This is a genomic window from Kitasatospora sp. NPDC002543, assembly GCF_053594915.1.
The window spans coordinates 68,941-92,591 of the sequence record NZ_JBSFWR010000025.1 but is presented as its reverse complement, the minus strand read 5'-3'; the positions used below and the strand labels follow the sequence as shown (position 1 = coordinate 92,591).

Genomic DNA, 23,651 nt, shown 5'->3' with positions numbered 1-23,651 from the left:
CCGGAGGACGTCCTCCGGGGGCCGCGGCCGTACGGGTAAGGGCCGGGACGGCCGCTCAGTGCCCGTTGGTGTCCACCACCTCCACACCGCGGATGTTCCGCTCGATCTCCTCCGCCGGCAGCGCGATCGCCAGCGCCCAGTAGTAGACGACCAGTGAGAACGCCACCACGACGGCGATGTCCCACCACAGCGGCAGGTTCCCCCGCGCGCCCACGCCGAAGGTGCCCTGCCAGGAGATCAGGCCCATGCCGACCAGGTAGACCGGCAGCCACTGCCCGGCCCGGAAGTCCATCCGGGGCGCGTTGGGCAGCCCCTTCGAGCGCGCGTACCAGGAGTACCCGCCGAGCAGCAGGTAGCCGATCACGATCGCCAGGCCCAGCCGCCACAGGGTGTCCCAGCCGGACCAGTAGATGACCAGGCTCGCCACCACGAAGGCCAGCGGCGAGACCACCGCGCCGGCGGGCAGGTGGTACGAGCGCTCCATCCGCGGCAGCCGCTTGCGCAGCACGCCGAAGGCCAGCGGGGCGCCCGCGTACATCAGCACCACCGCCGAGGTGATGAAGCCGACCAGCCGCTGCCAGCTCGGGAAGGGCAGGAAGCAGAGCACCCCGGCCACCCAGGCGATCAGCAGGCCGAGCCAGGGCACCGCGCGCTTGTCGGTGGACTGCAGCGCCTGCGGCGCGTAGCCGTTGCGGCTCAGGCCGTAGGTGACCCGGGAGCTGGAGGTGATGTAGACCAGCCCGGTGCCGGCCGGGGAGATGACCGCGTCGATGAACAGCACGGTGGCCAGCCAGCCCAGGCCGATCAGGGTCGCCAGGCCCGCGAACGGTCCGCTGATCCCGGGGTAGTCGAGCGTGCTCCAGCCCTGGGCGAAGGTCTCCGGCGGCAGCGCGCCGATGAACACCACCTGGAGCATCACGTAGACGACGGTGCCGATGACCACCGAGCCGAGCACCGCGCGCGGGATGTCCCGGCGCGGGTTGCGGCTCTCCCCTGCCCACTGGATGGCCTGTTCGAAGCCGAGCAGCGCGAAGATCACCCCGCTGCTGCTGATCGCGGCGAGCACGCCCTTGGCACCGTCGGGCGCGAAGCCGTGCACGTCGAAGTTGGATCCGTGGAACTCGGAGATGCCGAGCGCGAAGATGGTCAGCACGGGGATGGCGACCTTCCACACGGTGGCCGCGCTGTTGGTGTGGGCGAGCAGCCGCACGCCGAGGAAGTTGACCGCGACGAAGACTCCGAGCAGGACGGCCGCGACGACGAACCCCCAGCCGGTCAGCGTCAGGTTCCGGTTCAGCAGGCCGTCCGCCCAGCTCCAGTGCTGGGCGTAGTTGATCATCGCCTGCACCTCGATCGGCGCGATGGTCGCGGCCTGCAGCCAGGTGAACCAGCCGAAGGACATCCCGGCGAACCCGCCGAAGGCGTAGTGCGGGTAGCGCGCCGTGCCGCCCGCCACCGGGAACAGCCCGCCGAGTTCGGCGTGCACCAGCGCCAGCAGCACGATCGCCACCGCGCCGATGCCCCAGGACAGCAGTGCCGCCGGACCGGCCGCCACCGCCGCCTTCTGCGCGCCGAACAGCCAGCCGGAGCCGATGATCGCCCCGACCGAGGCCCAGAGCAGGCCGATGACGCCGACCTCGCGCCGCAGCCCGGTGTGCCCCGATCCGGGCGGATTGGAGGAGGAATGGGCCATGGCCGATCGCCTCTCGAAGCAGGAGGAAGTCCCCCGACAGTGCCGCAGCCCCGCCTCCCGCCCGCCCCGAAACGCCCCGCACCCCGCGCCCCTCACCCGAACAGCGGCCGCCGGGGCCGGGGGCCGGGAGGCTCGGGGCGGCACTCCGGCCGCCCCGTGGAACGCGCGGGTGGGGGGCCTCGGCGGGTGTCGGCGGGGCGGCGTCCGCGGCTTCCGGCCGGACCGGACCGGTGCGCGCGGGGTCCGGCCGCCGGCGCCGGCACAGTTCCCGCGACGTTCACCTGCCGGGCACGTGGAACTCACCGACGGCAGGCAGGCTCCGGAACAGGACCTGAAGTTGGCTATACAACTTCACCCGACACGACAGCCGAAGTGCCGCCGAGGGAGAGACCGATGACCGAGCTGCCGCCGTACTGGCTGCGCGACAACTGCCCCTGCGCCGAGTGCCGGGACCCGCGCAACGGGCAGAAGCTGTTCCAGATCGACGACCTGCCCGAGGGCCTCGCGATCGCCGGCAGCGAGCGGACCGACGGACACCTGGAGGTGCTCTGGTCGGACGGGCACCGCTCCCGCTACCCGCTGGAGTGGCTCGACCGCGCGGACGACGGCGACGGGCGCACCGAGCGGAACAAGCGGCTCTGGACGGCGGCGGACTTCGCCGCCGGCGTCCCGGAGGCATCCTGGGAGGCCTACCTGACCGACCCGGCCGAGCGGGCCGCGGTGCTGGCCGCCGTCCGGGACAGCGGCTTCGCCGTGCTGCGCGGGGTGCCGGCCGTCGAGCGGCAGGTGCTGCGGGTGGCGGAGAGCTTCGGCTACGTCCGGGTCACCAACTACGGGGAGCTGTTCGACGTCCGGGTCGAGCCGGACCCGAACAACCTCGCCTTCACCAGCGTCGGCATCGCCCCGCACACCGACAACCCCTACCGGGACCCGGTGCCGACCCTCCAACTGCTGCACTGCCTGGAGAACTCGGCGACCGGCGGCGACTCCGGCCTGGTGGACGGGTTCAAGGCCGCGGCGCTCCTCCGAGAGGAGGCCCCGGAGGCGTTCGAGGTCCTCACCCGCACGCCCGTCCCGTTCGTCTTCCGCGACCGCCGCACCGAGCTGCGCGCCGACCGCCCGCTGATCGAGGTGGACCCGCGCGGCCGGATCCGCGAGGTCCGGTTCAACAACCGCTCGATCGGCACCCTGCGCGGCCTCGCCCCGGCCGAGCTGGACGCCTTCTACGCCGCCTACCGCCGCTTCGCGGAGATCACCCTGCGCCCCGGGCTCCGGCTCACCTTCCGGCTGGGCCCCGGCGACTGCCTGGTCTTCGACAACACCCGCCTGATGCACGCCCGGACGGCCTTCCAGCAGGACGGCCACCGCCACCTCCAGGGCTGCTACGCCGACCTCGACTCGCTGAACAGCACCCTCGCCGTGCTGCACCGCCGCGCCGGGGCCCTGGACGCGATCGCCGCGCTGTTCGCCGGCGAGGGCGCCGGGGAGTACCTGGGCGAGGAGGTCACCATGGCCGAGCACATGCTCCAGGCCGCCGCCGCGGCCGAGGCCGCCGGGGCCCCGGACCACCTGGTCGCCGCCGCACTGCTGCACGACGTCGGCCACTTCCACGGAGCCCTGCACGGACGCGACCTGATGGAGGGTCAGGACAACCGGCACAGCGACTCCGGCGCCGACTGGCTGGCCCGCTGGTTCGGCCCCGAGGTCACCGAGCCGGTCCGGCTGCACGTGGCCGCCAAGCGCTACCTGTGCGCGGTCGAGCCCGGGTACCGCGAGCGGCTCTCCCCGGCCTCCGAGTACACCCTGAGCGTCCAGGGCGGTCCGATGGACGAGCGGCAGGCCGCCGCCTTCGCCGAACTCCCGGGCGCGCGGGACGCGGTGGCGGTGCGACGCTGGGACGAGCAGGCCAAGGTGGCCGGCGCCGCGACGCCCGGCTTCGCGCACTACCGCCCGCTGCTGGCCGCCCTCATGCACTGAGCCGGCCCGCACCGGCGATGCCCGGGCCGCACCCGGGGACGGCCGGGCGGCACCCGGGATCAGCTCAGTCGAGCTCCCGCGCGTGCCGCGAAAGCGCCGACGTGGCCAGGGAGTTGTGCACGCTGAACGCCACCGTCCCGGGCAGGTAGCGGTCCTGGGACCACTCCACCGGCGTGCCCGTCGGGTCGGTCGTGCGGCGCCGTTCGCGCAGCAGCGGACCGCCCCGGCGGCAGCCGAGCAGTCGGGCGTCCTCGGCGTTGGCCGGGACGACGTCGATGGTGTGGTCCGCGTCGGTGAACAGGATGCCGTGCTCGCGCAGCACTTCGGTGTGCGAGACGACGTCCGGCGGCAGCTCGGCGACGATCTCGCCGACCCGCGGCGGGTAGACGGTGCGCTCGACCATCACCGGGGTGCCGGACAGCGTCCGCAGCCGGACGATGACGTACACCTCGGCGCCCGGCTCCAGGCGCAGCTGTTCGCGCTCGGCGGCGTCGGCCGGGCGGCGCACCAGCGAGTCGAGGATGCCGCCGGGCTCCTCGCCCATCGAGTACGCCCAGTGGGTGAAGCTGAGCAGTTCGGAGAAGCTCTGCACCCGGGCGCCGCCGAGGACGACCCGGCGGGTGCCGCGGCGGGAGGTGACGAGCCCGTCGGAGCGCAGCACCGCGAGGGCCTGGCGGACGGTGCCGCGCGAGACGCCGTACTGTTCGGCGAGCGCGCCCTCGGCGGGCAGCCGGCCGGCCTCGCCGTAGGCGCCGGTGGTGATCGCCTCGCGCAGGTCGGCGGCCACCTTCCGGTACAGCGCGCCGGGGCGTTCGGCCGGGGCGTCCCCGGCCGCCGAGTGGTTCCCGGCTGCCGGCCGCCCCGCGGCCTCGGGGCGCTGGGGCTCAGTTGCCACGTCAGTCAATGTCCCTCCTGGGGCGGTGTCCTGCGCAGCCGTACCGGCGCGGACAGCCCGACCTTATCCCGCTGCGCCTTCGAAGCATCGCACCGAACGGTTCACGCTCCGATGGCCGGATTCGACCGTTCCCGCAGCCGACCCCGGTTCTGGGCCGTCCGTTCACCTTCCCGTCACCGGGCTCCGGCGTACTTACTGCTGTCAGCGAAGTTGGCTAGTCAACTCGGACGACGTCGATCGATTGCCCACCCGGCCGGTCCGCCGCCCTTCGTACGACGCAGACCCGCGGAACCCCCCGCGGACGCCCCTCGCAGTACGCCCCTCAACAGGAGACTTCCCCGTGACCGTGCACCGCGCCCGCACCGCCGCCTTCGCGGCCGTACTGACCGCCGCTGCGCTCTCCCTCACCGCCTGCGGCTCCGCCGGTTCGAGCGCCAAGTCCGGCGACGCCGCCAACGGCGGTGCCAAGGACGCCAAGACGGCCACCTCCGTCGCCGACTTCGGCGGCATGGACGGCCTGGTCGCCGCCGCCAAGAAGGAGGGCAAGCTGCACGTCATCACGCTGCCCCGGGACTGGGCGAACTACGGCAAGATCATCGACAGCTTCAAGGCCAAGTACGGCATCGAGGTCGAGGAGGAGAACCCGGACGGCTCCAGCCAGGACGAGATCAACGCGATCAACTCCCGCAAGGGCCAGGACCGCGCTCCCGACGTGGTCGACCTGGGCAGCGCCTTCGCCCTCCAGGCGGTCAAGGACGGCATCCTCGCCCCCTACAAGGTCGCCACCTTCGACAAGGTGCCGGACACCATGAAGGACGCGAACGGCGCCGCCGTCAACGACTACGGCGGCTACGTCTCGATCGGCTGCGACGCCAAGAAGATCGCCAACTGCCCGAAGACCTTCGCCGACCTGCTCAAGCCGGAGTACAAGGGCCAGGTCGCCCTCAACGGCAACCCGACCAAGTCCGGTTCGGCCTTCGGCGGCGTCTACGCGGCCGCGCTCGCCAACGGCGGCTCGCTGGACAACATCCAGCCCGGCATCGACTTCTTCGCCAAGCTGAAGCAGTCCGGCAACTTCAACCCGGTCGAGTCGACCCCGGCCACCGTCGAGAAGGGCGAGACCCCGATCTCGATCGACTGGTCCTACCTGAACGCCGGCTACACCGACGAGTTCAAGGACAAGGGCGTCGACTGGAAGGTCTCCATCCCGACCGACGGCTCCTACGCCCAGTTCTACAACCAGGCCGTCAACAAGTGGGCCCCGCACCCGGCTGCCGCCCGCCTGTGGCAGGAGTACCTGTTCAGCACCGAGGGCCAGAACCTCTTCCTCGGCGGCTACGCCACCCCCTCCACCTTCGAGGCCCTGAAGACGGACGGCACCCTGGACACCACCGCGGCCGCCAAGCTGCCGACCGTCGAGAAGCCGTTCACCACCTTCCCGTCCGTCGACCAGATCAACGCGGCCAAGAAGGTCGTCACCGAGAACTGGACCAAGGCCGTCTCGGGCTGACACCCCGGCCACGTACCGCACTTCGGGCTGAGAAAAGGCACTCATGACCACGGCTCCCACCCCGGTGCCGACCACCCCCGCCGCCACCTCCCCCGGTGGCGGCGCGGGGGCGTCCGCCACCGCCACGACCGCTTCCCCCACCACCGCCCCCTCCCCGCGGCGCCGGCCGCTCGCCCGCCTCGGCGGCGCGTCCTGGCTGGCCGCCGTGCCGCTGCTGGTGTTCTTCCTGATCGGCTTCGGGCTTCCCACCGTCGCCATCGTGATCGGCGCGTTCACCACCTCCAGCGACGCGGAGAGCGGGGCCGGGCAGTTCACCTTCGACAACCTGACGGCCTCCGTCCAGGGCGGCTACCAGACGGCGATGCTGAGCAGCCTCAAGCTCTCCGCGCTGACCGCGCTGCTCGCCACCGTGCTCGGCCTGCCGCTCGCCCAGGCCGTCGTCACCTCCCGGCACGGCTGGCTGCGCCAGGCGGTCCTCACCGCCTCCGGCGTGCTCGCCAACTTCGGCGGCCTGCCGCTCGCCTTCGCGTTCGTCGCCACCCTCGGCAACGCCGGCGAGATCACCAAGCTGCTGCACCTCACCGACCACGGCTGGTCGCTGTACTCGTTCACCGGCCTGACGATCGTCTACCTGTACTTCCTCGTCCCGCTGATGGTGCTCACCATCACCCCGGCGCTGGACGGCCTGCGGACCCAGTGGCGCGAGGCGGCCCAGAACAACCGCGCCACCTCCGTCCAGTACTGGCTGCACGTCGCCCTGCCGATCCTGGCGCCCTCGCTGCTCGGCGGCTTCGTGCTGCTCTTCGGCAGCGCCTTCGCCGCCTACGCGACGGCCGCCGCCATGGTGGGCGCGACCGTCCCGCTGGTCAGCCGCTCGATCGCGGACGCGCTCTCCGGCAACGTGCTGGTCGGCCAGGGCAACCTCGCCCTCGCCCTCAGCCTCAACATGATCGTCGTGGCCGTCCTGGTGATGGCCGTGTACCTCCCCCTCCAGCGCCGGAGCGCCCGATGGCTCAGCTGACCACCCCCGCCCGCCCCGGCCGACGCACCGTGCGCTGGTGGCGCGGAGCCGTGCTGCTGCTCGCCGGCGTCTACTTCGTCGTCCCGCTCGCGGCCTCCTTCTGGTTCTCGATCGACGACCCGCAGGGCATCTCCTTCTCGGCCTACACCGGCCTGCTCTCCGCCCCCGGCTTCCTGGACAGCCTCTGGCTGACCCTCGGCCTGGCCGTCGTCACCGTCGTGGTGCTGCTGCTCCTGCTCGTCCCGGCGCTGATCTCCGTCCGGCTCGGCTCGCCGAAGCTGCGCCCGGTCATCGACGTGCTCTGCACCCTGCCGCTGGTCGTCCCGCCGGTCGCCCTGACCGCCGGCCTGATCGGCGTGCTCCGCTGGGGCCCGGACTACCTGATGGACACCCCGTTCTTCCAGACCTTCGTGTTCATCCAGGACCCGGACTTCCCGCTGGTGCTGGTCATCGCCTACGTGCTGATGGCCCTGCCGCTCGCCTACCGCGCCCTGGACGCCGGCCTGCGCTCGATGGACGTGCGCACCCTGGTCGAGGCCGCCCGCAACTGCGGGGCGAGCTGGCCGCGCGCGGTGTTCACGGTCGTCCTGCCCAACCTGCGCGGGGCGCTGCTGAACGCCTCCTTCCTCACCCTGGCCCTGGTCCTCGGCGAGTTCACCACCGCCTCGATCCTCGGCTTCCAGCCCTTCCCGGTCTGGATCTACTCGGTCGGCAACAGCCAGGCCCACATGTCGGTCGCGGTCTCCATCCTGAGCCTGCTGCTCACCTGGCTGCTGCTGCTCCTGCTGGCCACCGCCGGGCGCGAGCGCCGCGCCAAGACCGCCACCTCCTGAAACCCCCCGGAGTCACCAGTCATGACCACGGCCACCGCCATCGCCACCGGCGCCTCGCTCTCCCCCGGCAGCGCCACCGTCGAATTCCGCTCCCTGCGCCGCGCGTTCGGCGCCACCACCGCCCTCGACGGCCTGGACCTCACCGTCCGGCCGGGCGAACTGCTCGCCCTGCTCGGCCCGTCCGGCTGCGGCAAGACCACCGCGCTGCGCATCCTGGCCGGCTTCGAGCAGCACGACTCCGGCGAGGTGCTGGTCGACGGCCAGGACATCACCGCGATCCCCGCGCACAAGCGCGACGCGGGCATGGTGTTCCAGTCCTACAGCCTCTTCCCGCACCTGACCGCCCTGGACAACGTCGCCTTCGGGCTGCGGATGCGCGGCACCGGCAAGGCCGAGCGCCGCAAGCGGGCCCAGGAGCTGCTGGAGCTGGTCGGACTGCCGCACCGCGCCGACCACTACCCGCACCAGATGTCCGGCGGCCAGCAGCAGCGCATCGCGCTCGCCCGCGCGCTCGCCCTCCAGCCGCGCGTCCTGCTGCTGGACGAGCCGCTGTCCGCGCTGGACGCCAAGGTCCGCCTCCAGCTGCGTGACGAGATCCGCCGGCTCCAGCAGGAGCTGGGCATCACCACCCTGTTCGTCACCCACGACCAGGAGGAGGCGCTCTCGATGGCCGACCGGGTCGCGGTGCTGCGGGCCGGGAAGCTGGAGCAGTGCGCCACCCCGTCCGAGCTGTACGGCCGGCCGGCCACCGCCTTCGTCGCCGAGTTCGTCGGCACCATGAGCCGCATCCCGTGCACCCGCACCTCGGACGGCGTCGAGGTGCTCGGCCGCCGCCACGCGGTGGACGGCGTGGTCCCGGCCGACGGCGAGCTCCAGGTGCTGGTCCGCCCCGAGAACGTCACCCTGACCCCGGCCGAGGACGGGCCCGCGCTGGTGGTCACCGCCTCCTTCCTGGGCGCCGTCACCCGGCTCACCGTCCGGCTGGACGACGGCACCGAGGTCAAGGCCGACCTGCCCACCGAGGCCGCCGCCGCGCTGCCGGCCGGCGCCCGGGCCGCGCTCACCCTGCCGGAGCGCCCGGTCCTGGTGGACCGCCGCTCCGCCTGAGAGCCTCGTACCTCCCCCTCCGCCCCGCGGAGCACCGAAGAACCACCGGAAGAACCACCGAAGGTACCGCCATGCCTGACTCCGTCCTGCCCGAGAACTCCGCCCGCCCCGAGGCCCCCGGACCCGCCACCGACCCGCCCGCGAGCCCCGCCGCCCTCCCGACCACCGCCCTCCCGGCCACCGCCCTCCCGGCCACCGCCCTGCCCGCCGCCGTCCTGTTCGACATGGACGGCACCCTGGTCGACACCGAGCAGCTGTGGTGGCGGGCCGCCGCCGAACTCGCCGAGGAACTGGACCGCCCGCTCACCGACGAGGACGCCCCCGAGGTGCTCGGCCAGGCCATCGAGCACACCGCCGCCCACCTCCACCGGGTCAGCGGCACCGCCCTCGGCGAGGCCGAACTCGCCGCCCGGCTGGGCGAGTCCTTCGCCGCCAAGGTCGCCGCCGAGACGGTGCCGCGCCCCGGCGCGCTCGCCCTGCTGGCCGCGCTGCGCGACGCCGGGGTGCCGACCGCGCTGGTCTCCGCCTCCCCCCGCCGGGTGGTGGACCTGGTGCTGTCCGCCATCGGCCGGGACTGGTTCGCCGTCACCCTGGCCGCCGAGGAGACGGCGCGCACCAAGCCCGCGCCCGACCCGTACCTCGCCGCCGCCGAGCGGCTCGGACTGGACCCGGCCGCCTGCCTCGCCGTCGAGGACACCCCGACCGGGGTCGCCTCCGCCACCGCGGCCGGCTGCGCCGTGCTCGCCGTGCCCTCCACCGCCGTGCCGATGCCCGAGGGCGAGCGGATCACCCTGCTCGCCAGCCTGGAGCAGGCCGACCTCGCCCTGCTCGGGAAGCTCGCGGGGGCCGGCGCGGTTCGACCCTGACATGCCCTATCTCCTGCTCGCCCTGGCCATCATCAGTGAGGTCTGCGCCACCAGCTGCCTCAAGCTCACCGAGGGGTTCACCCGGCTCTGGCCGAGCCTCGGCGTCGGCATCGGCTACGCCCTCTCCTTCCTGTTGCTCGGCCGCGCGCTCAAGCACATACCGGTCTCGGTCGCGTACGCGGTCTGGTCCGGCGCCGGCACCGCGGCGGTCGCCGGGATCGGCGTGGTCGCCTTCGGCGAGTCGCTCGGACGGCTCCAGTGGCTGGGGATAGCACTGGTGATCGTCGGGGTGGTCGTGCTCAACCTCAAGGGCGGACACTCCTGAGCGGAACCGATTCCTGACGTTCAGTCAGATAGAACAATGCTGGCCAACTCGCTTGCCGGGGCGGGAAGTCGGACGCGCCGACCTCCCGCCCCGGCGGCTTCGCTACGGTGTCCCCCATGACGGACCCCCGGCCACACCACTACCGCTTCGTCCACCGCGAGCTGGCCCGCCAGGTGCTGGAGTTCGGCCCGCGCGTGGCCACCCCGACCCCGGACGGCGGCAGCCTGCTGCCCGTCGTCACCCAGATCTGGGAGGACCTCGGCGGCACCCTGCCGCCCGAGGACCGCCTGCCCGGCCACGGCCTCGACTGCCGCCACCTGTCGGTCGACGGCCACCACATGCTGTTGGTCACCCTGCCCACCCCGGTCGGCGCCACCGAGGCCCACTTCGTCGCCGCCGTCCAGCCCCAGGGCTCCAGGACCGTCCGCTACGTGACCCTGGAGCACGCGTTCAGCCCCCTCGACGGCAGCCCCGGCACCGTCCTCGGCGAGTGGACCGCCGAGAGCCACCTCAACCACGGGCAGGGGCCCTCCCCCGTCGCCGAACTCTTCGTCGCGGCCGTGGTGCGGCTCGTCACCCCGAAGAAGCGCGGCTTCTGGCGCCGCTGAGAACGACCGTACGCATACGCCTCGGATCTGGGCCGCCGACGTCAAGAAGGCGTCGACGGCCCGTAAAAGTCCCGTAACGACCGCCTCCGATTCCGGCCGTGACGATCTCTCCCCCGTCGGCCGGAGCTATGCTCGCCCGGTCCGACATTCGACGCATCGGGGGGCGAAAGTGTCCGACTTCAAAGTCAGTACCGAATTCCTCGCAAAACTGGCCCAAGACCTCAAAGGCTGTGCCGACGAACTCGACCAGGGCCTCAAGGCCTTCGAGGCGGCCGGCCACACCGGCACCGGCTTCGACTTCCTGGACGAGGCCTGCGGGCACTTCAAGGACAAGTGGCAGTTCGGCCTGAAGAAGGTCCGCGAGTGCGTCAAGGCCCTGGACGAGGGCCTTGAGCAGGTGCAGAAGAACTACGACGGCACCGAGCAGAGCATCGTCAAGGTCCTCGCCCCGGCGGGGCAGTCGTGAGCACCCCCACGCCTCCGGCGCCCGACTGGTCCGGCCTCGGCTTCAACCCCACCCCCGGCGACTCCGCCGCCGTCACCGCGCTCAGCACCGGCCTGCGCCGGGTCGGCCAACACCTGACCGGCGTGCACACCACGCTCTCCCAGATCTCCGCCAACGAGGGCCAGTGGACGGGTGAGGCCGCCAAGAAGTTCGCCGAGCAGTTCGGCAAGCTCCCCGGCTACCTCCAGGACGCCGCCGACTCGATCACCTCGGCCTACACGGCGCTCGACGTCTGGTACAAGGCGCTGACCGAACACCAGCCCAAGGCCGCCGAGTTGGCCGCCTCCGCGGTCGCCGCCAAGAAGAGGAAGGACGAGGCGGACAAGGCCCACAGCGCCGCGGCCGCCGCACCCGACCTCCGACTGGCCGGCCGCTCCTACCCCGACGACGCCGCCCTCGCCGCCGCCGAGCAGCGCTACAACACGGCGAAGAACCACCTGGACTCCGCCGCCTCCCTGCTCACCAGCGCCTCCAACGAGCTGGCCGGCCTCCGGAAGCAGGCCCACGAGCTCGCCGGGACCCACAGGTCGGACGCCCGGAAGACGGCCGAGGCCGTCCGCAAGGCCGCCGACAGCAAGGCCCCGCCGGAGCCGGGCATGCTCAGCAAGATCGGCAACTGGTTCAAGAACCACGGCGGCGACCTGCTGACGGTGGCATCCGGCATCTGCGGCGTCGCGGCCGTCTTCTGCCCCGCGTTCGCCCTGCCCGCCATCCTGCTGAGCGTCGGCGCGGCGGGCCTGCACGCCAAGCAGTACGGCATCAAGGGACTGATACCGACCAGCATGGCGAACCTCGGCAACGACCTCACCCTGGCCGGCGACCTCCTCGGGGCCCTCCCCGGAGGCGCCCTCCTCAAGGGCGGGGTCACCGCGTTCAGGGGCGCCCGCGCCGCCGAAGGCGGGGCCAAGGCCGTGAGCGCCGGGGCCAAGGAGATCCGCGTCGCCGCCCGGGCGATGGATCCGGCCAACCCGGTCTTCACCACGGCGATCGAGAAGCCCGCCATGAAGCTCGGGCTCTCCAAGGCCGCCGCGATGAACGTCTCCGACGGCGTGCAGGCGGCCGGCGGGGTCGCGCTGACCGCCCCCACCGCCGCCGGCCTCTTCACCGACGACCCGAGCCCGGGCCTGAGCGCCGCGGTCAACTACACCACCGGCGGCGGCACCGCGCTCAACGGTGCCGGCGGCGCCATCGGCGGCAGCGGCAAGGGCCGGATCCTGCCCGCGCTGCTCGGCGGCGGCAGCGCGATCGTCACCGGTGTCTGGGGAGTGGGACATGACTGACACGACCGCGCCGTCCTTCTGGCTCTCCCTGCCCGAGGGGTTCACGGACATCGACCTGTCCGAGGACCCGGGCGACCGGATGAGCCGGATCGTGGACGGGCTCGACGGACTCACCGGCGCCGGTCCGGAGCAGAAGCTCGGCATCGCCGTCTCCGCCGAACTCGCCCTCCAGGCGCAGCTGCGCGAGGGGGCCGTGCACGTCTCCAACTGCCTGGTGCAGACCGAGGAGGGCGAGATCGTCCAGGGCGTGTTCAGCCTGTACCTGCGCGAGCAGGAGCAGGGCGTCCCGGGCGGCTACCCCCAGCGCGTCGCCCGGGAGCTCGCGACCGCCTGGCCGGACGCCGACGTCGAGGTCCTCGACTTCCCGCTCGGCCGGGCCGCCGTGACCGTCCGCGACCTGGCCGTACCCGTGTCCGGGACGGCCTACGGCCTGCCGGGATCGGGCGTCACCACCGTCCGGCAGCTGGAGGCCCTGTTCGCGCACCCGTGGAGCCCCCACGTGCTCGCCGTCGTCTTCTCCACCCGGCACCTGGACTACTGGGACGGCTGGTCGGTCCTGGTGGGAGCCGCCATCAGCGGGATCTCCTTCCACCCCCCGCTGAACGAGACATCGAACGCCCTGCCGCCCGAGCGGCAGGACAACATCCGGAAGGCCTTCGGGTGACGATCGCCCAGCCCGACCAGGGCATCCAGAGCGGGTCCCGCCGACTCGGCGGGGCCCTGGCCCTCATCGCCGTCACCACGGCGGTGCTCGTCGGCGTCATCGCGCTGGACGTCTACGTCAACTCGTTCCTCGCCGCGGTGGTGGGGCTCGCTCACCCCCTGGTCGTGCTGTACGCGTTCGCCGTGCGCCGCGACGCCGACAGCAACCCCAGGTTCCAGAAGAGCATGGTCGCCTGGGGCATGGGCATCTCCGCCGTCGGCTTCGTCGCGTACCTGGCCGGCACCGAGGCCTGGGCGAACCTGATCCTGGGTTCGGGGCGGACCGTGCGGGCCGTGGTCGTCGACGAGAAGGTCACCGACGCGCTCCACGGCACCGGGCGGGCGTACAGCCTGGCCTCCACGGAGCTGAACGACGACGTGCCGGGCGGCCCGCTCACGGAGAACTCCCCGCGGTTCGAGCGCGGCCAGGTGATCACCGTCCGGATGGACCCGGCCGGGCGGGTCGCCCCCAAGCTCCCCGGCGAGGCCGACTCCTCCGCCTACCTGCTGGCGTTCCTCGGCTGCAACGTCCTGATCGACGGCACCGTGCTCTGGTCGGTGCGCCGGCCGAAGGAGTCGTCCGCCTGAGCCGTCCGTCTCCCGCCCCGGGCATCCGGGGCGGGAGACGGACGGTCAGCCCAGCAGGGCGGGCAGTTCGGCGATCGAGCCGAGGACGTGGGTGGCGCCGTCGGCCCGCAGGCGGGCCTCGTCGTGGGCGCCGGTGAGGACGCCGGCGACGATCGAGGCGCCGGCCCGGGTGCCGGTCAGCATGTCGTAGCCGGTGTCACCGGCCACGGCGATCTGGCGGACCGAATCGGTGCCGGTGCGCAGCAGGGCGGTGAGCACCATGTCGGGGTACGGGCGGCCGCGCCCGGCCTCGGCGGGGCAGAGGGTCAGGTCGGCGACGGACTGCCAGCCGAGGGCGTCCAGGATGCGGTCCTGGGTGGTCCGGGAGAAGCCGGTGGTGAGGACCACCGTGCGGCCCTGGCCGCGCAGTTCGGCGATCGCCTCGGCGGCGCCGGGCAGGGCGGCGCAGTGGCCGGCGCCGACCAGGTCGTCGTAGGCGGCCTCGAAGGCGGCGTTGGCCAGCTGGGCCTTCTCCTCCTCGCCGAACAGGTGCCGGAAGACGGAGATCTTGGACTCGCCCATGGTGGCCCGGACGTGGGCCAGCATCGGGTCGAACTCCGGGCTGCCGGCCTCGACGCCGAGCTTCGCGGCGGCCGCGGTGAAGGCCTGCTCGACCAGGCCGTCGTCGGCCACGGTGGTGCCGGCCATGTCCAGCACGACCAGGCGGATGTCGTTCGTCATGACAACGTTCCTTACAGGTTGGCGAGTTCGGCGGTGGTCTCGGCGATGGCGGGCGAGCAGGTCATGCCGCGGCCGCCGGGGCCGGTGACCAGCCAGACGCCGTCGCGCACGCGCTCGCGGTGGACGACCCGGGTGGAGTCGACGCACTGCGCGTACACCCCGGCCCAGCGGCGGCGGATCCGCGGCATCGGGCGGCCGAGCAGCTCCTCGACGACGCCCACGAGGTGGTCGTACGGGTCCTCGACCACGTCGAAGCCGAACGGCTGGTCGTACTCGTGGGTGTCGCCGATGGTCAGGCCGCCGTCACGGCGCTGGACCATCAGCAGCTGCATCTTGTGCTCGGCGGCGACCGGCGGCTGCGGCTGGGTCTCGCGCAGCCGGTCCAGGGCGGTGCCGGCGAAGGCGGGGTAGTAGCGGAAGCTGTCGCCGTCGGCGACGGAGGTGGTCAGGGCCTCGCCGAGCGGGTCGGTCTGCATCATCTGGAGCCGCACCCGGCGGACCGGCAGGGCGGGGGCGAGCTCGCGGACCAGGCCGCCGAGCCAGGCGCCGGTGCAGAGGATCACCAGGTCGCCGGTGTGGACGTCGCCGTGGTCGTCGCGGACGGCGTTCTCGCCGACGACCTCGCGCACCTCGCGCCCGGGCAGGAAGGTGTACCGGCCGGTGGACTCCAGGTACGCGCGCAGCGCGGGCTGGGCGGTGCGGGGTTCGACGGCGGCGTCGCGCTCGCACCACAGGGCGCCGAGCAGCTTGCCGCGCAGGGCCGGGTTGACGGCGCGGGTCTCCGCCGGGTCGAGCAGCCGGTAGCCGCGGGAGGCGGCGTCCGGCAGGGTCAGCGCCTGCTCGGCGACGGCGAGTTCGGCCTCGGTGCGGATCGCGGTGAGCGATCCGTTGGCGCGGAAGCCGAGGTCCGGGACGCGGGAGCCGATGGACTCCCACAGCTCGCGGGCCCGCAGCGCGGTGTCCAGTTCCTCGCCCTGCGCCCGGCCGCTGACCCAGACCAGGCCGAAGTTGCGCACCGAGGCGCCGCGGGCCTCCGCCTCGCGCTCCAGGTGGACGACCTCGTGACCGCGCTCGACGGCCTGCCAGGCGTGCATGGTGCCGAGCACGCCTGCTCCTACGACGATGACTCTCATGCGTCCAGGCTGATGCGCCCAGGTGTCCGAGGGGCGTACGAGGTCCGTCCCGAAGATGAACCACCTGGGAAGTTGTACAGACAACCCACTCCGTGGGCCCCGACGCTACGACCGCACCACCCGCGCCCGCAGGTAGTTGCGCCGCCCGAAGTTCGGCTCGTCCACCGCCGTCAGCTCCTCCACCTGGAAGCGGTACAGCGCCGCCGCCCCGCCGCCGGTGAGGAACTGCCGCCGGGTCTCCCCGTCCTGCGCGAAGGCCGGGTAGCGCCCCTGGTAGGCGGCCAGCGCCGCCTCGGCCTGCCGCCCCCAGGCCTCGCTCGCGCTGCCGGACAGCTGGAGGCCGCGCAGCTGCTCGCCGAACACCGGCGGCGGCAGGAAGACGGTGGCGGCGGCCCGGGCCTCCTCCGCCAGGTGGTGGCTGTGCCGGGTGGACCGCTCGCTGACGAAGTAGAGGACGAGGTCGTCGTCGTGGGCGAAGAAGGCCAGATTGGCGTGCGGGCCGTGCTCGTGGCCCGCGGTGGCGAGGGTGAGCACCATGGCCTCGGCGAGCAGCCCCTCCACGCCCTTGTGCAGCAGGTCGCCCGGCCAGTCCCCCTGCGTGATGTCGAGTCGGTACGGCATTCGGCACTCCCTCCACTGGCACGCCCGGCGCCCGCGCGCCCGAGCACGACTGAGCCGGGCGGGCGCCTCCCGGAGGAGGCTCCACGCCCGGCTCACATGCTCCACCCGTCGTCCGAAACCGGACAAGGGGCGGGGCGGACAGGACTGGGGAGCGCCTTGGCCGCGAAACCGCGCAAACGGGGACCGGCCGCGGGCCGGCCGGGGTCAGTGCCCCTGCGCCCGGTACGCCGAATGGCCGTGGTTCACCAGCGGCTGCGGCCGCCCGGGCCCGAGCAGCGGCCGCAGCGCGCTCGCCCGCATCCGGTCCACCAGCGGACCGCAGCGCCCGGCGAGCGGCGCCAGCACCACCGCGACCAGCAGGCCGACCAGCGCGCCGACCGCCACGTCGTGCGGGTAGTGCACGCCGACCCAGACCCGGGAGGCGGCCATCAGCACCGCGAACAGGCCGGCCACCCAGCCGAGCCGCCGGTCGACGAACCAGAGCGCGGCAGCGGCGGCGAAGGCGATCACCGAGTGGTTGCTCGGGAAGGACCAGTCCCCGGTGCCCGGGCAGGTCTCCAGTGCGACGCTGCCGGGGATCTGCGCGCACGGCCGGATCTCCTCGACCATGCCCTTGAACACCGAGTTGACGGCGTACGCGACGACCACGATCACCGGCGAGGCGAGCACCCGGGCCATCACGGCCGAGTCCGCGCCGCGCGCCCGCCACCAGGCGTAGAGCATGAAGACCGCGAACAGCCCGAGGCCGAGCGCCGACCAGACCTTGATCAGCTCGTCCAGCCAGTGCGGCGCCGACTGCGCCCAGCCGTTGACGCGGGTGTACAGGCCGCCGTCGATTCCGCTGCCGTCGTACACGGCGAGCGCCCGGGAGGCAGTCACATGTCACCTCCGTGACGTCGCGCCTTACGGGCACGGAACAGTTCGAGAACAATGGGGAGCACGGAGACAACTACTACCAGACCGATGATCGGCAGCAGATATCGGTCGATGCCGGGGATCGACGATCCGAGCCCGTACCCGGCGAACACCACGCCGACCGTCCAGACCACGCCTCCGGCCACCTGCCACAGGGTGAACGAGCGGACCGGCACTTCGAGTACGCCGCAGAGCGGATTCAGCACCGTTCGGACCACCGGGATGAACCGGGCGAGCACGATCGCCTTGCCGTGGCCGTACCTGGCGAGCAGTTCCTCGGCCCGCGCCACGCCCTCCAGCAGGCTCTTGCGCCTGGTCCGGGCGAGCAGCGCCCGGCCGCCGCGCCGGCCGATCAGGTAGCCGACCTGGGCCCCGCCGATCGCGCCGACCAGGGCGGCGGGCAGCACCTGCCACAGCTCCAGCTGCGGCCCCTTGGTGGCGCCGGGCACGCAGAGCAGGCCGGCGGTGAACAGCAGCGAGTCGCCGGGCAGGAAGAAGCCCACCAGCAGTCCGGTCTCGGCGAACAGCACCGCGGCGATGCCGAGCGCGCCGAACGCGGCGAGCAGCGAGGACGCGTCCAGCGGGTTCACCGCGAGGTGAGCGGCCGGATCCGCGAGGAACTGGAGCAAGGGCGACGGACCTCCCGTACGTTGGAGGGCGGTTCGCACCGGAACCCGCCCGACCGTCTACAGTGACGTAGACGGTCTACATGACTGTAGACGAAACTTGGAGGAAGCGCCGCCATGCCCGACGTACCGTCCGCCCGCCGGCCCGCCGGGGAGCTGGAGGCCGAGGTGCTGGCCGCCCTCTGGTCCGCCCGGCAGCCGATGACGCCGCAGGACGTCCAGGCCGCGCTCGGCGGGGACCTCGCCCGCACCACCATCGCGACGATCCTGGCCCGGCTGTTCGACAAGGGGACGGTCGAGCGCACCCGGGCCGGCCGGGCCTACGCCTACACCCCGACCGTCCACGACACCGCGGGGCTCGCCGCCCGCCGGATGCACACCGAACTCGGCCGCGAGGCCGACCGCTCCACCGTGCTGGCCCGCTTCGTCTCCGACCTCTCCGCCGAGGACGAGCAGCTGCTGCGCGACCTCCTCGGCGACGGCGCCCCGGACGCGGACCCGACCGGGCGGGACCTACCGGGAGCGGCCGGCCGATGATGCTCGCCGTCTGGGTCCCCCTGCTGCTGCCCTTCCTCGCCGCCCCGCTGGCCCGCCGCCTCGCCGAGGCGCTGCCGCCGCGGGCCGCCGCCTGGATGCTGGCCGGCAGCTCCGCCGTCCTGGCCGGCGGCACCGTCTGCTCGCTCGGCCTGCTGGCCACCGCCGGCCTGCTCCAGCTCCCGCCGGTCGCCGCCCTCGGCCACCTCTCGCTGCCCTGGCTCACCTCGGCCGCGCCCGACGCGCCGTTCGCGGCCTCGCTGGCGGCCCTCGCACTCCTCGCGCTCATCGCGCTGGCGGTGCGCACCGCCGGCCGGCGGCTGCGGGAGCTGCGCACCGCCCGGGCCGCGCTCCCGGGCCACGGACACCACGCGGAGCCCTCCCCCGGTCTCGCCGACGGCCACCCCGCCGACAGGCCGGGCGCCCGCCGACCGGGCCGCGCCCCCTCCTCTGCCCAGCATCCGGACATGCGCCCCCCGAGCGCCTCCGTGCGCCGGTCACGCCCCTCGGCCTGGCCGACCGCCCTCCTCCGGCGCGTCGGCCTGCTGCGGCCCGCCACCCTGCTGCGGCCCGCGGACCACCCGCTCACCGTCCTGGACGACGAGTGCGCCGACGCCTTCGCCCTGCCAGGCCGCCTGGGCCGCCCCGGCCGACCGGGCGAGCCCGGCCGGATCGTGGTCACCTCCGGCATGCTGCGCGCCCTCAGCGGCCCCGAACGCTCCGCCCTGCTCGCCCACGAACGGGCCCACCTGGCCGCCCGCCACCACCTCTTCCTCGCCCTCGCCGAACACGCCGCCCACGTCCACCCGGCCCTCCGCCCGCTGCGCACCCCCCTCGGGTACCACCTGGAGCGCTGGGCCGACGAGGTCGCCGCGGCCCGGGTCGGCGACCGCGCCGTCACCGCCCGCGCCGTCGGCCGGGCCGCCCTGGCCGCGAGCCGTTCCCCCTGGCCGGCCCGCCCCCGGACGGTCGCCGCCGCCCACTCCGGCCCGGTCCCGCGCCGGGTCGCCGCGCTGCTCCAGCCCCGCCCGGCCGCCTCCTCCGGCACCTGGCTGCGCGCCGCCGCCGTGGCCCTGGCCGCCTGCCTCGCCCTGAGCACCGGCGCCACCCTGGAGGCCACCGCCGACCTGCACCACACCGTGGAGGCGGCCCAGCAGGGCTCCGGCCCGCGGCACTGACCCCGACGGGGGGCGGTCCCGCGCCGTCCGGGTCCGGTCCCGCGCCGTCCGGGTCCGGTCCCGCGCCGTCCGGGTCCGGTCCCGCTCCGGCGAGGTCCGGTCCCGGCGCGACCGGACGGCAACGGGCCCCGCGGACGGGGCCGCGTTCCGTACCGCCCGGTACGCGGACTTGCCGGACCCCGTCCCCAGCGGCCCACCGCCCCCGTACGCTTTCGTCAGCGCGTCGGCCCCGACGCGTCCTCGAACGGTGGCGAGGAGCGAAGCGAGTGCGGCAGACCGGACGGCAGTCCCGACGGCCCGAGCGCCGCACCCCGCCCACCGCGACGGAACTGGCCAAGGTCCACGACCGCACCCTCGCCGACGCGGCCGCCCGGGAACTGACCGCCCCCGCCGAAGGGGCCGGCGGTCCCGGCCCGCTCGACCCCCGCCCCGAGATCGGCGACTCCTGGGCCCGGCTGCGCCGCCTCGGCCTCGACCCCGACACCGGCGCCGCCGCCGTCCTGCTCGGCCCCGGCGAGATCGAACAGCGCCGCCGCACCAGCGGGCTGGACACCGTCCTGCCGGTGCTGCGCGAGACCCTGCTGGAAGCCGGCGGCGCGCCCCCGCTGCTGCTGGCCGTCGCCGACGCCGAGGGCCACGTGCTCTGGCAGGAGGGCGAGCGCGGCCTGCGCCGCAGCGCCGACCGGATCGGCTTCACCACCGGCGCCCGCTGGATCGAGGAGAGCGTCGGCACCAACGGGATCGCGGTCGCGCTGCGCACCCGGCGCCCGATGCTCGTCCACTCCGCCGAGCACTACCTGCGCAGCCACCACTCCTGGACCTGCGTGGCCGCACCGGTGCGCGACCCGGGCACCGGACAGCTGGTCGGCGCCATCAACCTCAGCGGCCCCGCGCACAGCGTCCGCCCGTACCTGCTCCAGCTCACCGCCACCGCCGCCCGGCTCGCCGAGACCGAGCTGCGCGCCCACCGGCTGGAGGCGCTGCACCAGCTGCGCGCCCTGGCCGCCCCGCTGCTCGCCCGGCTCGGCGGCCCGGCCCTGGTGGTGGACGCGGCCGGCTGGACCGCCGCCGCGGCCGGGCTGCCGCCGCCCAGCAGACTGCGGGTGCCCAGCGAGGGCTGGGCCCCGGCCGCCGTGCACTGGGTGCCGGGCCTCGGCGAGTGCGCGCTGGAGCCGCTCGCCGACGGCTGGCTGGTGCGCCCGGTCCGGCCGCCCGAGGAGGACGGCTCCGGCACGGTGGGAGCCGAACAGGCCGAGGGCGCCCGGCTGCGGCTCGACCTGCGCCGCCCGGACCGCCCCGAGCTGTCCGTCCGGGGCGCGGCCGGAAGCTGGTCGCACCCGCTCAGCCCGCGCCACGCCGAACTGCTGCTCCTGCTCGCCACCGGCCGCGAGGGCAGCACCGCCGCCCAGCTCGCCGAGGCGCTGTTCGGCGACGCGGGCCGGACGGTGACGGTCCGCGCCGAGCTGTCCAGGCTGCGCCGCTACCTGGGCGGGCTGCTGGCCCACCGGCCGTACCGGATCGCCGAGTCGGTGCTGGTCACGGTGGACGGGCCGGACGACCCGTACGACCTGCTGCCCGCCTCCTCGGCCCCGGCCGTCCGGCGGCTGCGGGCCGCGCTGGACGCGGGGACGGCCCGGCTGCCCGGCGCGCCGGGCTTCCCGCCGCCGTGCGCCGCCGAGTCGCCGGGGCGTCGCTGACGGCGGGGCGTCACTGACGCCGGGGCACCGTTGACGCCGGGGCGCCGGCTCGCCCCCCCCCCGGCGGCCCTCAGCCCTTCGCGAGCAGCGCGGCCAGCTCCGCGTCAGTGGGGCCGCAGCGGCGCTCCTGGTGCTCGGAGACCAGCGCGTAGGTGCGGTCGAGCCAGGCCTGCACCCGGGGCTTGGAGGCCTCCAACAGCGCGCTGCCGTGCGGGGATTCGAGCGCCAGGTGCAGCGTCGCGCCGTGGCAGGGGCAGTACGCCGGCCACAGCTTGACGTCGCCCTGGCCGCTCAGCGCGCGCAGGCCGTCGCGCAGCAGTTCGCGCGAGAACACCCAGTCCGCCTCGTCCGGCCGCCCGAGGTGGAAGGTCAGCAGCACCTCGTACGGGCGCTCGGCGGTGAACCGGAACCGGGTGCGCACCTCGCCGACCACCTCCTCGCCCAGCGAGATCCGCAGCGTCAGCACCTCCTCCACCGCCGCCGGAGCGGCGGTGGAGCCGTCCCCATCGCCGCCCGTGGGGGTGGCGGCGAGGGGTGCACTGGAGGCTGCGGACAGCGGGTCGAGCGACATGACGGTCTCTCCGGGACGGCGTGGGATGCCCTCAGCCTGCGTCACGCCGCACCCGGCGGGCAAGGGTTGCAAGGGGGTTGCAATAACCCCCGTCCGGGGCAACAGCCCCTTACCGCGCTTGTCAGACGGAACGTCAACTTCCTTGCATGGAAAGGGTTTCCGTGAAGTTGATCAGGACCGACCGGAACGCGGTCACCCGCTGGTACGCTCGCCCCCTCCCCCGTGCGGGCCCGCGCGGAACCGGCCCTCGACGGCCGGGACCGGGCCCGGCGGCGACGCGTGGGAGAATACGGCGACGCGACGGCGGCTTCGGGGAGGGAGGGGTCCGTTGGCTGGGCGCGAGGACACCGCGCGGGACGTGCGGCACGAGCCCGCACGACAGGGGCGGCACGGGCGGGCGCGCCCGTTCGGCGGCCTGTTCCGGCTGCCCACCGTGCGTTTCTCCGGTGCCGCGATGGCGATGTCCACCGTGGTCGGCATCAGCATCGCCACCACCCTGCTGCTGAACGAGCAGCAGGGGATCGGCCGCCGGGCCGGCGTCGCACGGGTCGGCACCACCCCGCCGCCCACCCCGGGCGCCACCGACGAGGCCGAGGCGATCTCCGCGCAGACCCCGACCGACGGCCCGTCGCCCGCCCCCTCCGCCGGACGCCCCCTGGGCGGCCGGCCCTCGACGCACCCGTCCACGCACCCCTCCTCCCGCCCCTCCGGGCCGGCGCCGGTCGCCGTCAGCCCACCCGCGTTCCACCCGGCGGGCCCGGGCATGCCCCAGACCGGCGGCCAGGCCTCGGCCGGGCAGGACGCCCCGGCCCCCGGCACCCAGCTCACCGGCACCGAGGCCGGCGCCCCGGCCGCCGCCGGCCCCTCGCCCTCCCCCTCCGTGTCCACCCCGCCCGCCGAGGCCAAGCAGCCCTACGCCCCGGCCGGCTCCGACCGCCCGCAGCCCACCCCCGGGTCGGCCGTGCCCGGGCTGGGGGCCGCCGGGCCGGCCCGCCCGGCACCGCCGCCCGCCATGCCCCTCCCGGACTCCGGCGGCGACCCGGGCACCCCGACCGCGACCCCCGCCGGCGGCCCCCGGATCGCCCCGGGCGTTCCTCGGATCGCCCCGGGCACCGACCGCATCGCCCCGGGCACCGACCGCGCGCTGACCGGCGCCGGCCAGGTCTCCCCGCTCGGCCGCGACGGCCTGCGCCACCAGCTGACCCTCGACGTCACCGAGCCGGTCACCGCGTTCCAGGCCGAGTTCCGGCTCGCCCCGGGCGAGTCGGCCCCCGGGCCCGGCACCGTCTGGACCGACCTTCCGGGCGCCGTGGTGACCACCCAGCAGGAGCGCGGCACCGTCGTCCACCGCTTCACCACCCCGCCCGGCACCGACGTCCGGCCCGGCCACTACACCTTCGGCGTGCGCGGCGCCCGTCCGGCCGCCGAGCCGTCCAGCGCGGGGCGCGGGCCGGCCCCGGCGGAGAGCTGGAACGTCTCCGCCTTCGCCCTCGACCGCCCCCGCGCGGTGGCCGCGCTCGGCGGCTTCGGCCCGGCTCCGGCGCCGACCGCCGAGCCGTCGCTCCCCGTGCCGACCGCCACCGCGGCCACCATCGCGGGCACCACCGCGCGCTGACCTGCCGACGGCCGGGTGTAACAGTCCTCCGACGATCCGGCCGCAGGGCGATTCGGACGGGCTCATCCCCGCACCCTCGTTCGTTACTGTGGGCAGCACCCGACCCGGCGCCCCCAACCGGCCCCGGCCGG

At 74.4% G+C, this 23,651-nt stretch carries 24 protein-coding genes; 16 read left to right on the top strand and 8 right to left on the bottom strand.

The genetic code is table 11. The annotated features are described in order from the left end of the window. Positions 1–55: 55 nt before the first annotated feature. Positions 56–1,693, bottom strand: coding sequence for an APC family permease (locus tag ACWD4P_RS14185; protein WP_449779771.1), 1,638 nt, complete (start codon positions 1,691–1,693; stop codon positions 56–58). 393 nt (positions 1,694–2,086) lie between these two features. Between ACWD4P_RS14185 and tmpA the strand changes: the two genes are divergently transcribed. Then, the gene (gene tmpA, locus ACWD4P_RS14180; protein ID WP_449779770.1) at positions 2,087–3,670 is read left to right on the top strand and encodes a 2-trimethylaminoethylphosphonate dioxygenase; all 1,584 of its coding nucleotides are present in this window, start codon (positions 2,087–2,089) and stop codon (positions 3,668–3,670) included. Between the two features lie 64 nt (positions 3,671–3,734). Here the strand turns inward: tmpA and ACWD4P_RS14175 are convergent, their stop codons facing one another. Beyond that, the gene (locus ACWD4P_RS14175) at positions 3,735–4,565 is read right to left on the bottom strand and encodes a GntR family transcriptional regulator (RefSeq protein ID WP_359826925.1); all 831 of its coding nucleotides are present in this window, start codon (positions 4,563–4,565) and stop codon (positions 3,735–3,737) included. Between the two features lie 340 nt (positions 4,566–4,905). Between ACWD4P_RS14175 and ACWD4P_RS14170 the strand changes: the two genes are divergently transcribed. The 11 genes from ACWD4P_RS14170 (at position 4,906) to ACWD4P_RS14120 (ending at position 13,910) form a co-directional block, all read left to right on the top strand. Further along, positions 4,906–6,075, top strand: coding sequence for an ABC transporter substrate-binding protein (locus tag ACWD4P_RS14170; RefSeq protein ID WP_359826922.1), 1,170 nt, complete (start codon positions 4,906–4,908; stop codon positions 6,073–6,075). A gap of 43 nt (positions 6,076–6,118) precedes the next feature. Continuing rightward, positions 6,119–7,096, top strand: coding sequence for an ABC transporter permease (locus tag ACWD4P_RS14165; RefSeq protein WP_359826919.1), 978 nt, complete (start codon positions 6,119–6,121; stop codon positions 7,094–7,096). Next, entirely contained in the window at positions 7,084–7,929 is an 846-nt protein-coding gene (locus tag ACWD4P_RS14160) for an ABC transporter permease (RefSeq protein WP_359826917.1), read from the top strand. Before ACWD4P_RS14165 ends, ACWD4P_RS14160 begins: the two co-directional genes overlap by 13 nt. A 21-nt stretch (positions 7,930–7,950) precedes the next feature. Then, a complete protein-coding gene (locus tag ACWD4P_RS14155; protein ID WP_449779769.1) occupies positions 7,951–9,036 on the top strand; it encodes an ABC transporter ATP-binding protein in 1,086 nt (361 codons plus the stop codon). A 71-nt stretch (positions 9,037–9,107) separates the two neighbouring features. After that, entirely contained in the window at positions 9,108–9,902 is a 795-nt protein-coding gene (locus tag ACWD4P_RS14150; RefSeq protein WP_449779768.1) for an HAD family hydrolase, read from the top strand. A 1-nt stretch (position 9,903) separates the two neighbouring features. Beyond that, complete coding sequence (locus ACWD4P_RS14145) at positions 9,904–10,227, top strand: DMT family transporter (protein WP_359826910.1); 324 nt, start codon at positions 9,904–9,906, stop codon at positions 10,225–10,227. 116 nt (positions 10,228–10,343) lie between these two features. Beyond that, the gene (locus tag ACWD4P_RS14140) at positions 10,344–10,835 is read left to right on the top strand and encodes a hypothetical protein (RefSeq protein WP_359826908.1); all 492 of its coding nucleotides are present in this window, start codon (positions 10,344–10,346) and stop codon (positions 10,833–10,835) included. A 169-nt stretch (positions 10,836–11,004) separates the two neighbouring features. After that, the gene (locus tag ACWD4P_RS14135) at positions 11,005–11,301 is read left to right on the top strand and encodes a hypothetical protein (RefSeq protein WP_049654274.1); all 297 of its coding nucleotides are present in this window, start codon (positions 11,005–11,007) and stop codon (positions 11,299–11,301) included. Next, positions 11,298–12,620 (top strand): WXG100 family type VII secretion target, encoded by a 1,323-nt coding sequence (locus tag ACWD4P_RS14130; protein WP_449779767.1) that lies wholly within the window; start codon positions 11,298–11,300, stop codon positions 12,618–12,620. Before ACWD4P_RS14135 ends, ACWD4P_RS14130 begins: the two co-directional genes overlap by 4 nt. Further along, on the top strand, positions 12,613–13,284 hold the full coding sequence (locus ACWD4P_RS14125; RefSeq protein ID WP_449779766.1) for a hypothetical protein: 672 nt from the start codon (positions 12,613–12,615) through the stop codon (positions 13,282–13,284). The genes ACWD4P_RS14130 and ACWD4P_RS14125 overlap by 8 nt, the downstream gene beginning before the upstream one ends. After that, positions 13,281–13,910, top strand: coding sequence for a hypothetical protein (locus ACWD4P_RS14120; RefSeq protein ID WP_449779765.1), 630 nt, complete (start codon positions 13,281–13,283; stop codon positions 13,908–13,910). The genes ACWD4P_RS14125 and ACWD4P_RS14120 overlap by 4 nt, the downstream gene beginning before the upstream one ends. Positions 13,911–13,955: 45 nt before the next feature. Here ACWD4P_RS14120 and ACWD4P_RS14115 read toward each other — a convergent pair whose 3' ends face one another. The 5 genes from ACWD4P_RS14115 to ACWD4P_RS14095 all read right to left on the bottom strand — a co-directional run bounded on the left by ACWD4P_RS14115 (position 13,956) and on the right by ACWD4P_RS14095 (position 17,928). Continuing rightward, positions 13,956–14,630: a phosphonatase-like hydrolase gene (locus ACWD4P_RS14115; RefSeq protein ID WP_359826897.1), complete on the bottom strand. Its 675-nt coding sequence runs from the start codon at positions 14,628–14,630 to the stop codon at positions 13,956–13,958. An 11-nt stretch (positions 14,631–14,641) separates the two neighbouring features. Continuing rightward, complete coding sequence (locus ACWD4P_RS14110; RefSeq protein ID WP_449779764.1) at positions 14,642–15,763, bottom strand: TIGR03364 family FAD-dependent oxidoreductase; 1,122 nt, start codon at positions 15,761–15,763, stop codon at positions 14,642–14,644. Between the two features lie 105 nt (positions 15,764–15,868). Next, a complete protein-coding gene (locus tag ACWD4P_RS14105) occupies positions 15,869–16,384 on the bottom strand; it encodes a pyridoxamine 5'-phosphate oxidase family protein (RefSeq protein ID WP_359826892.1) in 516 nt (171 codons plus the stop codon). 204 nt (positions 16,385–16,588) lie between these two features. Next, on the bottom strand, positions 16,589–17,263 hold the full coding sequence (locus tag ACWD4P_RS14100; RefSeq protein WP_449779763.1) for a phosphatase PAP2 family protein: 675 nt from the start codon (positions 17,261–17,263) through the stop codon (positions 16,589–16,591). Further along, on the bottom strand, positions 17,260–17,928 hold the full coding sequence (locus ACWD4P_RS14095) for a DedA family protein (RefSeq protein ID WP_359826887.1): 669 nt from the start codon (positions 17,926–17,928) through the stop codon (positions 17,260–17,262). Before ACWD4P_RS14095 ends, ACWD4P_RS14100 begins: the two co-directional genes overlap by 4 nt. A 114-nt stretch (positions 17,929–18,042) precedes the next feature. Between ACWD4P_RS14095 and ACWD4P_RS14090 the strand changes: the two genes are divergently transcribed. The 3 genes from ACWD4P_RS14090 to ACWD4P_RS14080 all read left to right on the top strand — a co-directional run bounded on the left by ACWD4P_RS14090 (position 18,043) and on the right by ACWD4P_RS14080 (position 21,334). Continuing rightward, positions 18,043–18,462 (top strand): BlaI/MecI/CopY family transcriptional regulator, encoded by a 420-nt coding sequence (locus ACWD4P_RS14090; protein ID WP_359826884.1) that lies wholly within the window; start codon positions 18,043–18,045, stop codon positions 18,460–18,462. Continuing rightward, entirely contained in the window at positions 18,459–19,637 is a 1,179-nt protein-coding gene (locus ACWD4P_RS14085; protein WP_449779762.1) for a M48 family metalloprotease, read from the top strand. Before ACWD4P_RS14090 ends, ACWD4P_RS14085 begins: the two co-directional genes overlap by 4 nt. 266 nt (positions 19,638–19,903) lie before the next feature. Further along, positions 19,904–21,334 (top strand): GAF domain-containing protein, encoded by a 1,431-nt coding sequence (locus ACWD4P_RS14080; protein WP_449779761.1) that lies wholly within the window; start codon positions 19,904–19,906, stop codon positions 21,332–21,334. 70 nt (positions 21,335–21,404) lie between these two features. Here ACWD4P_RS14080 and ACWD4P_RS14075 read toward each other — a convergent pair whose 3' ends face one another. Next, a complete protein-coding gene (locus ACWD4P_RS14075) occupies positions 21,405–21,905 on the bottom strand; it encodes an SsgA family sporulation/cell division regulator (protein WP_449779760.1) in 501 nt (166 codons plus the stop codon). A gap of 328 nt (positions 21,906–22,233) precedes the next feature. Here ACWD4P_RS14075 and ACWD4P_RS14070 point away from each other — a divergent pair, with 328 nt between their 5' ends. Beyond that, positions 22,234–23,520 (top strand): hypothetical protein, encoded by a 1,287-nt coding sequence (locus ACWD4P_RS14070; protein WP_449779759.1) that lies wholly within the window; start codon positions 22,234–22,236, stop codon positions 23,518–23,520. The last annotated feature ends 131 nt before the right edge of the window (positions 23,521–23,651 follow it).